This window comes from Sporosarcina saromensis, from assembly GCF_054901285.1.
Map to the genome: position 1 here is coordinate 986,897 of NZ_CM142738.1, position 10,948 is coordinate 997,844.

13 protein-coding genes and 1 other annotated feature are annotated in these 10,948 nt (G+C 43.0%); all 13 genes read left to right on the forward strand.

From position 1 onward, the window contains the following. The first annotated feature begins 1 nt into the window (after nt 1). The 13 genes from ACVHUV_RS04775 to rpoB all read left to right on the forward strand — a co-directional run bounded on the left by ACVHUV_RS04775 (nt 2) and on the right by rpoB (nt 10,832). Nucleotides 2-424 carry a Mini-ribonuclease 3 gene (locus ACVHUV_RS04775; RefSeq protein ID WP_462086861.1) on the forward strand — a complete coding sequence of 141 codons (423 nt, stop codon included), beginning with the start codon at nt 2-4 and terminating at the stop codon, nt 422-424. After that, nucleotides 421-1,179, forward strand: coding sequence for a 23S rRNA (guanosine(2251)-2'-O)-methyltransferase RlmB (gene rlmB / locus ACVHUV_RS04780; RefSeq protein WP_317943721.1), 759 nt, complete (start codon nt 421-423; stop codon nt 1,177-1,179). Before ACVHUV_RS04775 ends, rlmB begins: the two co-directional genes overlap by 4 nt. Beyond that, nucleotides 1,176-1,691: an NYN domain-containing protein gene (locus ACVHUV_RS04785; RefSeq protein WP_317943720.1), complete on the forward strand. Its 516-nt coding sequence runs from the start codon at nt 1,176-1,178 to the stop codon at nt 1,689-1,691. The genes rlmB and ACVHUV_RS04785 overlap by 4 nt, the downstream gene beginning before the upstream one ends. 69 nt (nt 1,692-1,760) lie before the next feature. After that, a complete protein-coding gene (sigH, locus tag ACVHUV_RS04790; protein WP_371390409.1) occupies nt 1,761-2,411 on the forward strand; it encodes an RNA polymerase sporulation sigma factor SigH in 651 nt (216 codons plus the stop codon). Between the two features lie 195 nt (nt 2,412-2,606). Beyond that, nucleotides 2,607-2,744 (forward strand): 50S ribosomal protein L33, encoded by a 138-nt coding sequence (rpmG, locus tag ACVHUV_RS04795; protein ID WP_462086862.1) that lies wholly within the window; start codon nt 2,607-2,609, stop codon nt 2,742-2,744. A 46-nt stretch (nt 2,745-2,790) separates the two neighbouring features. Next, nucleotides 2,791-2,976 (forward strand): preprotein translocase subunit SecE, encoded by a 186-nt coding sequence (gene secE, locus ACVHUV_RS04800; protein ID WP_317943715.1) that lies wholly within the window; start codon nt 2,791-2,793, stop codon nt 2,974-2,976. Between the two features lie 150 nt (nt 2,977-3,126). Then, a complete protein-coding gene (gene nusG / locus ACVHUV_RS04805; RefSeq protein WP_317943713.1) occupies nt 3,127-3,660 on the forward strand; it encodes a transcription termination/antitermination protein NusG in 534 nt (177 codons plus the stop codon). Nucleotides 3,661-3,830: 170 nt separating this feature from the next. Continuing rightward, a complete protein-coding gene (gene rplK / locus ACVHUV_RS04810) occupies nt 3,831-4,256 on the forward strand; it encodes a 50S ribosomal protein L11 (protein WP_060203386.1) in 426 nt (141 codons plus the stop codon). A gap of 116 nt (nt 4,257-4,372) precedes the next feature. Continuing rightward, entirely contained in the window at nt 4,373-5,071 is a 699-nt protein-coding gene (gene rplA, locus ACVHUV_RS04815; protein WP_317943712.1) for a 50S ribosomal protein L1, read from the forward strand. Nucleotides 5,072-5,117: 46 nt separating this feature from the next. Further along, nucleotides 5,118-5,265 (forward strand) — a sequence feature (ribosomal protein L10 leader region). A gap of 33 nt (nt 5,266-5,298) precedes the next feature. Beyond that, nucleotides 5,299-5,799, forward strand: coding sequence for a 50S ribosomal protein L10 (rplJ, locus tag ACVHUV_RS04820; protein WP_317943711.1), 501 nt, complete (start codon nt 5,299-5,301; stop codon nt 5,797-5,799). Nucleotides 5,800-5,874: 75 nt separating this feature from the next. Further along, entirely contained in the window at nt 5,875-6,240 is a 366-nt protein-coding gene (gene rplL, locus ACVHUV_RS04825; protein WP_317943709.1) for a 50S ribosomal protein L7/L12, read from the forward strand. Nucleotides 6,241-6,467: 227 nt separating this feature from the next. Beyond that, nucleotides 6,468-7,076, forward strand: a complete 609-nt coding sequence (locus ACVHUV_RS04830) for a class I SAM-dependent methyltransferase (protein ID WP_462086300.1) — start codon at nt 6,468-6,470, stop codon at nt 7,074-7,076. 213 nt (nt 7,077-7,289) lie between these two features. Then, nucleotides 7,290-10,832, forward strand: a complete 3,543-nt coding sequence (gene rpoB, locus ACVHUV_RS04835) for a DNA-directed RNA polymerase subunit beta (RefSeq protein WP_371390411.1) — start codon at nt 7,290-7,292, stop codon at nt 10,830-10,832. Nucleotides 10,833-10,948: the final 116 nt, after the last annotated feature.

Consider the following 10,948-nt stretch of genomic DNA (forward strand, 5'->3'; position numbering starts at 1 on the left):
CGTGTATACATTGCGCGATATAGACGTCAAGCAATTAAATGCGTTGGCACTTGCCTATATGGGGGATGCTGTTTATGAACAGGCAATTCGGGAGCATCTATTGCGCTCGGGTCGTGTGAAACCGAATATTCTCCATAAAGAAGCGACGAAGTACGTTTCCGCAAAAGCACAAGCTGCGAGTGTGAAAATGATGCAACAGGACGGTTTCCTCACGGAGGAGGAGGAAGCCGTGTTGCGTCGCGGTCGGAACGCGAAGTCTGGTTCCGTTCCTAAAAACACAGATGTTGTAACGTATAATCATAGCTCGGGGTTTGAGGCGGTTCTTGGCTACTTGTATTTACTTGGGAAGCACGAGCGAGTGGAAGAAATTATTACGAAAACAGTGCAATTCATTGAAAAGCCTAATGAGGAGGGTGCATCATGACAAATCAGGAATCGGAATTGATTGGTGGTAAAAATCCAGTAGTGGAGGCCCTCCGATCAGGTAGAGAGTTAAACAAGATCTGGATCGCTGAAGGGTTGAATAAAAAAAGCATAGGGGAGATTCTTTCGCTTGCAAAACAAGCAGGTGTGCTTGTACAAGCTGTGCCGAAACAGAAACTGGATGGCATGCTCGATGTGAATCATCAAGGGGTCATTGCTTCAGTTGCGGCGTATGCATACGCAGAATTGGATGATTTGTTTGCGATAGCGGAGCGTCGAGGAGAAGATCCTCTGTTTCTAATCCTAGATGAACTGGAAGATCCACATAACTTAGGTTCTATACTTCGTACGGCGGATGCAACGGGTGTGCATGGCGTCATTATTCCGAAGCGTCGTTCTGTCGGTTTGACGGGTGTAGTTGCGAAGGCGTCGACGGGGGCTATCGAGCATATTCCTGTCGTTCGTGTCAATAATTTATCTCAAACAGTGGAAGATTTGAAAAAAAGAAATGTGTGGATAGCAGGCACGGATGCAAAAGGCTCTCAAGACTATCGAAAAATGGATGCGACGTTACCGCTAGCGATCATTATTGGTAGTGAAGGGAAAGGGATGTCTCGCATTTTGAAAGAAAAATGTGATTTTCTCTATCATTTGCCGATGGTTGGACAAGTTACATCTTTAAACGCATCTGTTGCTGCGGCATTGCTCATGTATGAAGTGTTCCGTAAACGCGATTGTCATCGTTCTGAGTCATGAAACAGGAAATTTTACTTGTCGATGGCTACAACGTGATTGGAGCTTGGCCTGAGTTGAGAACTCTAAAATCAGACAGCCTTGCAGATGCGCGAGACCGTTTAATCGAACGGATGGCAGAATACAAAGCGCATATGGGTTGGCGGGTTGTCGTGATTTTTGACGCACATTTAATGCCGGGCATTGAAAAGAAAAATTTAAAACATCAAGTGGAAGTCGTTTTTACGCGAGAAAATGAAACAGCGGATGAGCGGATTGAAAAAATGGTTGCTGAACTGAGTGGGCGTCGTGTACAAATTCATGTAGCGACGTCTGATTTAACGGAGCAGTGGGTCATTTTTGCGCAAGGTGCGTTAAGGAAGTCTGCGAGAGAACTAGAAATCGAGATGAATGAAATTGATCAAATCATCTCAAAGAAAGTGAAAGTGATCCAAGAGCAACGCCCGTTTTCCAAGATTCAACTGTCTGATGATGTTGCTGAAATATTTGAAAAATGGCGCCGTGGAATGAAATGAACGGTTGACGCAAAATTTTTCCATACGGTATACTAGTTGAAATGGCAATAACGAATCGGGGTGTGGCGATTGGTGGGAAAGACATACGTTCATGGGGGCACTACTGACTTCACGGGACTTTCCGATGAAGAGCTTATCATCTGTGTTCAAAGGGGGAGCGCGGACGCACTTGATTTTCTTATTACCAAATATCAATCTTTTGTCAAAATGAAAGCGCGCTCTTATTTCATGATGGGGGGAGACCGCGAAGATATTATTCAAGAGGGAATGATTGGTCTTTATAAAGCGATCCGTGATTTCCGTGATGATCGATTGAGTTCATTCAAAGCGTTCGCTGAATTGTGCATTACACGGCAAATTATTACGGCGATTAAGACCGCTACTCGACAGAAGCATATTCCATTGAATACTTCCGTCTCTTTGGACAAGCCAGTGTATGATGAAGAATCGGAGCGGACATTATTAGATGTCATCGCTAGTTCTGATCTTGATGATCCTCAGGACTTAATGATTTTCAAGGAAGATTATGTCCATATGGAAGGTGAAATCAATAAAGTTCTTAGTGGACTCGAAAAGCAAGTGTTGTCGCTGTATTTGGATGGCCAGTCTTATCAAGAAATATCAGATGAGTTGAATCGACAAGTAAAGTCAGTGGATAATGCATTACAACGGATTAAACGTAAATTGGAACGTCATATGCAAATAGATGCTGTATATTAATTTGTCCCAAAATAGCTTTAGAGAATGGTAATGTTTGATGCATCCAAAAGGCAATTGTGGCGATTACCAAGCATTTTCCATTGTGTTGACATCGTGTAGGTAAGATGGTACTCTTTAGCAAGACAATGACGATGTACTTAAACTATTTACAACATTTGCATGACACGAGTTTAGGGTGAGAAAATGTCTAAAAAGATGATTTTGTGCTGTGAGCGTTGCGGGTCGAGGAATTATGTAATTCCGGCCGGCAATAAACAAACAACAGAACGATTTACAGTGAAGAAGTTTTGCAATCATTGCAATACACATACAGAACATAAGCAGACAATCTGATTGCAATATGCAGTAATCTATATAATATTCGGAGGTCTACGAGTGCATGGGGAAATTAACCGGTTTCTTGAAAAATGTCGTCTCTGAAATGAGGAAGGTCAGCTGGCCAAAGCGTAAAGAATTAACACGTTATACAATTGTTGTAATCTTTACAGTCATCTTTATGGCGGTATACTTTGGTTTAGTGGATTTAGGCATTTCAGAAGTAATGGAATGGTATATTGCGTTATAATAAGGCAGCATGAATATCCTTGTCGAAAATATCCCGTCTTGTACTATGTACGGGTTTTTTCTTTTCTTTGGAAATAGCGCATTACGGGTTGAAAAAAATGTTATTTATTTTTTAAAAGGAGGGACGGACACAGTCCTTGTCATTATGGAAATGGAGAAAAATTGGTACGTTGTCCACACGTATTCAGGGTATGAAAATAAGGTAAAGGCAAACCTTGAAAAACGTGTAGAGACAATGGGTATGCAAGATAAAATATTCCGTGTCGTCATTCCTGAAGAGCAAGAAACGGATTTTAAAGACGGAAAGAAAAAAACGGTTATGAAAAAAACTTTCCCAGGATATGTCCTCGTGGAAATTATTATGACGGATGATTCTTGGTATGTCGTTCGAAACACACCTGGAGTGACGGGATTTATCGGTTCATCCGGTGGGGGAGCGAAACCGACGCCTCTTTTACCTGAGGAAGTGGATTTCATCTTGAAGCAAATGGGCATGAAAGAGCCTAAAACTGAAGTCGATTTTGAAGTCGGCGAAATGATTGAAGTGTTAGAAGGACCATTCGCGCATTTCCAAGGGAAAGTAGAAGAAATCGATCAGGACAAAGGGAAAGTGCGTGTTACTGTCGATATGTTTGGACGCGAAACAATTATGGAACTCGACTTTGCACAAGTTGAAAAAATATAAGTGAATACCACTTGCAAGATAGGCAGAATAATGGTATCATTTCAAAGGTCAGACTGTAATCTGAACAGTCTGGACGGATTAACCAAATTCTACCGGGAAAACCGGCAGACACATATTGAGTGGGAGGGGCAACCCAATTACCACATCACGGACTTAAGGAGGTGTGTCTCGTGGCTAAAAAAGTTACCAAAATTGTGAAATTGCAAATCCCTGCAGGTAAAGCAAACCCAGCACCACCAGTTGGACCAGCACTAGGTCAAGCAGGTGTTAACATCATGGGATTCTGTAAAGATTTCAATGCACGTACAGCAGATCAAGCAGGCTTAATCATTCCTGTTGAAATAACTGTATTTGAGGACCGTTCATTCACTTTTATTACAAAAACTCCACCAGCAGCAGTGTTGTTGAAAGTTGCAGCTAATCTTCAAAAAGGTTCAGGAGAGCCTAACAAAAAGAAGGTTGCTACTGTAAAACGTGATAAAGTTCGCGAAATTGCAGAACAAAAGATGCAGGATCTAAACGCAGCATCAGTTGAAGCAGCGATGGCAATGGTTGAAGGTACTGCGCGCAGTATGGGAATCACGATCGAAGACTGATTCGTGTGACCGTAACGTGTTTCTTTGTAGTGGGGGTTGCGCTTGTCGTTAGGACACGCAACCCTTATTCGTGGGAGGTTCAATCCGTTAAAACCACAATGAGGAGGAAATAGCAAATGGCTAAAAGAGGTAAAAAATTCACTGAAGCAGCGAAACTTGTTGACCGTACACAAGCGTATGAATTGTCACAAGCGATTGAGCTTGCTAAAAAAACAAGCACAGTAAACTTTGATGCTACTGTTGAAGTTGCATTCCGTCTTGGAATCGACACTCGTAAAAACGACCAGCAAATCCGTGGGGCAGTTGTGCTTCCAAACGGAACTGGTAAAACTCAACGCGTACTCGTTTTCGCTAAAGGCGAAAAGTTGAAAGAAGCGGAAGCTGCTGGTGCAGACTTCGTAGGTGATGCAGAGTACATCACTAAAATCCAACAAGGCTGGTTCGATTTCGACGTTATCGTTGCAACTCCGGACATGATGGGCGAAGTTGGTAAAATCGGTCGTGTACTAGGACCAAAAGGCTTAATGCCAAACCCTAAAACAGGTACAGTAACATTTGATGTTGCGAAAGCTGTTGCAGAAATCAAAGCAGGTAAAGTTGAATACCGTGCGGACAAAGCTGGTATTATCCATGCGCCAATCGGAAAAGCTTCTTTCGATAACGAAAAGCTTGAAGAAAACTTCAAAACTGTATTTGAAACTGTTCAAAAAGCGAAACCAGCTGCAGCGAAAGGGACATACATGAAGTCTGTAAACATTACGACTACAATGGGTCCTGCGGTCAAAGTTGATCCTTCTTCTGTAGTTATTAAATAAAAACCATTGACAAGTTTGAAATCTTGTAGTAAGATTTCGTTTGTTGTGAACTAAATCATTTGTACCGTAGACAGCAGGTGCGATTACTCGCTTAATTTCCTGCCGAGGACAAGACGCTCTTTCACGTTAAAGATGACGACTTTTCTGCCCTCGTGTTCTACTTTGTAGAGCCCGAGGGCTTTTCATATCGGTATGAATGACCCCGAATTCTTATAGGAGGTGTCAAGATGAGCAAAGTAATTGAAGCTAAACAAGCAGTTGTTGAAGAGATTTCAGGTAAATTGAAATCAGCAGTTTCTGTTGTCGTTGTTGACTATCGTGGTCTAAACGTCAGCCAAGTAACTGAACTTCGTAAGCAACTTCGTGAAGCAGGTATTGACTTCAAAGTTTACAAAAACTCAATGTCTCGCCGTGCTGCTGAAGCTGCAGGACTTGAAGGTTTGAACGAACATCTTGTGGGACCGAATGCAATTGCATTCTCTAACGAAGATGTAGTCGCTCCTGCGAAAATCCTTAACGATTTCGCTAAGAAGAACGACAAACTTGAAATCAAAGCAGGTGTAATCGAAGGTGCGGTTGCTTCTGTAGAAGATGTTAAGGCATTGGCAGAACTTCCATCACGCGAAGGTCTACTTTCTATGCTACTCAGCGTTCTACAAGCTCCAATGCGCAACTTCGCGCTTGCAACAAAAGCTGTTGCAGAGCAAAAAGAGGAACAAGGCGCTTAATCACCATCAAGTTGCCTGAACGACAATATGCGGGTTAAACCCGACAAAACAAAACCTATTTAGGAGGAACATATAATGACTAAAGAACAAATCCTTGACGCGATTAAAGAAATGACAGTTCTTGAATTAAACGACCTAGTAAAAGCAATCGAAGAAGAATTCGGCGTAACTGCTGCAGCTCCAGTTGCAATGGTTGGCGGTGCAGGTGCTGGTGAAGCGGCTGCTGAGCAAACTGAATTCGACGTAGTTCTTGCTTCTGCAGGAGACCAAAAAATCAAGGTTATCAAAGTTGTACGTGAACTTACTGGCCTTGGCTTGAAAGAAGCGAAAGAAGTAGTTGATAACGCTCCTAAAGCAATCAAAGAAGGCGTTTCTAAAGAAGAAGCTGAAGAAATGAAAGCGAAACTTGAAGAAGTTGGCGCTGGAATCGAAATCAAGTAATTTTTCTATACGGGAGAAAGGCTCGTCGGTTGACGGGCTTTTCTTCGTTTTTTTATCTCTGCTCAAAAAAGTTTGTAGCATGAGGCTTGAGAATTTAGTTGAATGAAGGATTTTTCTAAAGCAAGTGCTGTATCACTTGTGTACTGAAGAAACGTTTCATTTACTTTGTGCATGACGATATATTTAAAGAAATTTGGATAACCTTTCGTTAGGAAGGGAGGAACGAAATGGCAGATCATTATTATTCTAAAAATCCTACCGTGAAAAGCGATCCGAAAGAATGGAGTGCGACGGTCCGTGGCGTTCAACTTCGTTTTAAAACGGATGCTGGTGTATTCAGTAAGGGAGAAGTGGATTTTGGCTCGCGCTTGCTTGCGGATGCATTTCGGATGAATGAAACCGAAGGGAATTTGCTTGATGTTGGTTGTGGGTATGGCCCAATCGGTTTATCGGTTGCCGCATCTTTTCCGGATCGGACAGTTCACATGGTAGATGTGAATGAGCGAGCGATGGCGTTAGCGAAAGAAAATGCGGAAATGAATGGCATACAAAACGTCGAAATCTATCCGAGTGATGCACTGTCTTCTGTAGAAATGGAAGGCTTTTCTGCTATTTTGACAAATCCGCCAATCCGGGCAGGAAAAGAGACGGTATTCAGCATCTACGACGGCGCTTTTTCAAAGTTGGCGAATGGCGGAGAGTTGTGGGTTGTTATTCAAAAGAAGCAAGGTGCTCCTTCTACAATCGCACATTTAGAAGACCTTTTTGGTAATGTGAAAACGGTCGAAAAGAAAAAAGGGTACTTTATTCTGAAAGCCCAAAAAATGTTGACGTAAGGCTAACGTTGTGGTAGTATTGTAAAATGCATAAATAATATAATGCGGTCGTGTGCCCTTTTGCATAAGTTTTGGTAAACTAAGGCATACTGGCAATGGATAAAAGATTGTTAAACCGAAAATGAGCTCTTGCCGGAACTCGTTTTCTTTTTGTTTTTTCGATATCATACACTATTTTTATGATTTCGCAAAGGACTAATATTGTTTTGAGGGGTGAAAGAGTTGACAGGTCATTTAGTTCAGTATGGTCAACACCGTCAGCGCAGAAGTTTCGCGCGGATCAATGAAGTTCTCGAGCTGCCGAATTTGATTGAAATCCAGACGGCATCTTATGAGTGGTTCTTAGAAGAAGGACTACGTGAAATGTTTCGAGACATTTCACCGATTCAGGATTTCACAGGTAATCTTTCATTGGAGTTCATTGATTATCAGCTTGGTGAACCGAAATACCCTGTTGATGAGTCGAAGGAACGTGATGTTACGTACGCTGCGCCATTGCGTGTGAAAGTACGTTTGCACAACAAAGAAACCGAAGAAGTGAAAGAGCAGGACGTTTTCATGGGTGATTTCCCACTTATGACAGAAAACGGAACGTTCATCATCAACGGTGCGGAAAGGGTTATCGTATCCCAGCTTGTTCGTTCTCCAAGTGTCTATTTCAATGATAAGACAGATAAGAACGGTAAGCGTGGCTTTGCGGCAACGGTTATTCCGAATCGTGGAGCTTGGTTAGAGTACGAAACGGATGCGAAAGATGTCGTTCATGTCCGTATCGATCGTACACGTAAATTACCAATTACAGTTCTTCTTCGCGCGCTTGGTTTCTCGACAGACCAAGAAATTATCGACTTGATTGGCGATAATGAATACTTACGGAATACGTTGGAAAAGGACAATACGGAAAACTCCGAAAAAGCGTTGCTTGAAATTTATGAGCGTTTACGTCCTGGTGAACCACCAACGTTGGAAAGCGCTAGAAGCTTACTTTACTCCCGCTTCTTCGATCCAAAACGCTATGATTTGGCGAACGTAGGTCGTTACAAGATGAACAAAAAACTTCATTTGCAAAACCGCCTTTTCAATCAAACACTTGCTGAGACGCTTGTGGATCCTGAAACAGGTGAAATCCTACTTGAAAAAGACCAGCTTATTGACCGCCGGACTTTAGATCGTATACTCCCTCATCTTGAAAAAGGTGTCGGTATTGAAGAGATTTCTCACGTAGGTGGAGTTCTTGAAGATGACATAACGATTCAGACGATAAAAATCTACGCACCTAAGAGTGAAGAAAAACAAGTGATTAACGTCATCTCCAATGCGAGCATTGATGAATCCATCAAAAATGTTACGCCAGCGGATATCGTTGCGTCCATCAGTTATTTCTTCAACTTGCTACATGGTGTAGGGAACACGGATGACATCGATCACCTTGGTAACCGTCGTCTTCGTTCTGTAGGTGAACTCCTACAAAACCAATTCCGTATTGGTTTGTCCCGTATGGAACGTGTTGTAAAAGAACGTATGTCCATTAACGATACACAATCAATCGTTCCTCAACAGTTAATCAACATCCGTCCAGTTATTGCGTCAATTAAAGAGTTCTTCGGTAGCTCTCAGCTATCACAGTTCATGGATCAGACGAACCCGCTTGCAGAATTGACACATAAACGTAGATTGTCTGCACTCGGACCAGGTGGATTGACGAGGGAACGTGCGGGAATGGAAGTGCGTGACGTTCACTACTCTCACTATGGCCGTATGTGTCCAATTGAAACGCCGGAAGGTCCGAACATCGGATTGATCAACTCCTTATCTACATTTGCGCGAGTGAACAAATTCGGTTTCATTGAAACACCTTATCGGAAAGTGGATCCTGAAACGAATCGTGTTACACAACAAATCGATTATTTGACTGCAGATATCGAAGATAATTACGTTGTAGCACAAGCGAACGCTCTGTTAAACGACGATGGTTCATACGTCAATGAAGAAGTTGTTGGCCGTTTCCAAGGTGACAACACAGTCTTCAAACGTGAACAGATCGATTACATGGATGTATCGCCTAAGCAAGTCGTGTCTGCTGCGACAGCTTGTATTCCATTCTTGGAAAACGATGACTCCAACCGTGCACTCATGGGAGCGAACATGCAACGTCAAGCTGTTCCTTTATTAAACCCTGAGGCGCCTTTCGTAGGTACAGGTATGGAGCACGTATCAGCGCGTGATTCTGGAGCTGCCGTTATTGCAAAATATCACGGAATTGTCGAGCATGTGGAAGCGAAAGAAATCCGCATTCGCCGTATTGAAACGGTTGACGGCAAAGAAGTGAAAGGCGACCTCACAATTTATAAGCTTGAAAACTTCATCCGATCTAACCAAGGGACGTGCTATAACCAACGACCGATTGTTAGCGTAGGAGATCGTGTAAAACCACGTGACATCCTAGCAGATGGTCCTTCCATGGATAGCGGAGAGCTTGCTTTAGGGCGTAACGTCCTCACTGCCTTCATGACATGGGATGGTTACAACTATGAAGATGCGATCATTATGAGCGAACGTCTTGTAAAAGATGATGTCTTCACTTCAATTCATATTGAAGAATACGAGTCAGAAGCACGTGATACGAAACTCGGACCTGAGGAAATCACGAGAGATATTCCAAACGTTGGTGAAGAAGCGCTTCGCAATCTTGACGACCGTGGAATTATCCGCGTCGGTGCAGAAGTACGCGATGGAGACATTCTCGTTGGTAAAGTAACCCCTAAAGGAGTTACGGAACTTACTGCAGAAGAAAGACTTCTTCATGCTATTTTTGGTGAAAAAGCGCGTGAAGTCCGTGATACATCCCTACGTGTGCCACATGGTGCAGGTGGAATTGTACTAGACGTAAAAGTGTTTAATCGTGAAGATGGTGACGAACTGCCACCAGGCGTTAACCAGCTCGTCCGTGCGTACATCGTTCAAAAACGTAAAATCTCCGTTGGGGATAAAATGGCCGGACGTCATGGTAACAAAGGGGTAATCTCCCGTATCTTGCCTGAATCGGATATGCCATACCTTCCAGATGGTACACCGATTGATGTCATGTTGAACCCACTAGGCGTTCCATCACGTATGAATATCGGACAGGTATTGGAAATGCACTTAGGAATGGCAGCACGTAACCTAGGTGTCCATATGGCTTCTCCAGTATTTGACGGAGCGAACGAAGAAGATGTGTGGTCTACAATGGAAGAAGCGGGCATGAACCGTGATGGGAAAACGATCCTTTATGACGGACGCTCTGGTGAACCGTTTGACAATCGTGTTTCGGTCGGTGTCATGTACCTCATTAAACTTGCGCACATGGTAGACGATAAATTGCATGCTCGTTCTACAGGTCCTTACTCACTCGTTACGCAACAACCACTTGGCGGTAAAGCTCAGTTCGGTGGACAGCGTTTCGGAGAGATGGAAGTATGGGCGCTTGAAGCGTATGGGGCTGCTTATACATTGCAAGAAATTCTAACAGTCAAGTCGGATGACGTTGTCGGACGTGTGAAAACTTATGAAGCGATCGTCAAAGGACAAAGCGTACCTCAACCAGGTGTTCCTGAATCATTCAAAGTATTGATCAAGGAACTTCAAAGTCTTGGTTTGGACGTGAAAATGCTGACAGAAGAATTCGAGGAAATCGAAATGCGTGATCTTGATGACGACGACGATATGCAACCAACTGACGCATTGAATCTCATGGCTGAAGATCAAACTGTATAAGTCACTGCAGCAGATGGTCAAAGAATGAAATCCTACAGAATCGCAAGTAGGATAGATGCTTAGATAATAGTAACCAGAATTGGATAGGGGAGTTTTGAAGAAGACTCCCCTATTTT

Bases quoted from the DNA above. Each gene is read 5' to 3' on its own strand.
- rlmB (WP_317943721.1), top strand. From the start codon at position 421: ATGACAAATCAGGAATCGGAATTGATTGGTGGTAAAAATCCAGTAGTG.
- ACVHUV_RS04785 (WP_317943720.1), top strand. From the start codon at position 1,176: ATGAAACAGGAAATTTTACTTGTCGATGGCTACAACGTGATTGGAGCT.
- rpmG (WP_462086862.1), top strand. From the start codon at position 2,607: ATGATTTTGTGCTGTGAGCGTTGCGGGTCGAGGAATTATGTAATTCCG.
- secE (WP_317943715.1), top strand. From the start codon at position 2,791: ATGGGGAAATTAACCGGTTTCTTGAAAAATGTCGTCTCTGAAATGAGG.
- nusG (WP_317943713.1), top strand. From the start codon at position 3,127: ATGGAGAAAAATTGGTACGTTGTCCACACGTATTCAGGGTATGAAAAT.
- rplA (WP_317943712.1), top strand. From the start codon at position 4,373: ATGGCTAAAAGAGGTAAAAAATTCACTGAAGCAGCGAAACTTGTTGAC.
- rplJ (WP_317943711.1), top strand. From the start codon at position 5,299: ATGAGCAAAGTAATTGAAGCTAAACAAGCAGTTGTTGAAGAGATTTCA.
- rplL (WP_317943709.1), top strand. From the start codon at position 5,875: ATGACTAAAGAACAAATCCTTGACGCGATTAAAGAAATGACAGTTCTT.
- ACVHUV_RS04830 (WP_462086300.1), top strand. From the start codon at position 6,468: ATGGCAGATCATTATTATTCTAAAAATCCTACCGTGAAAAGCGATCCG.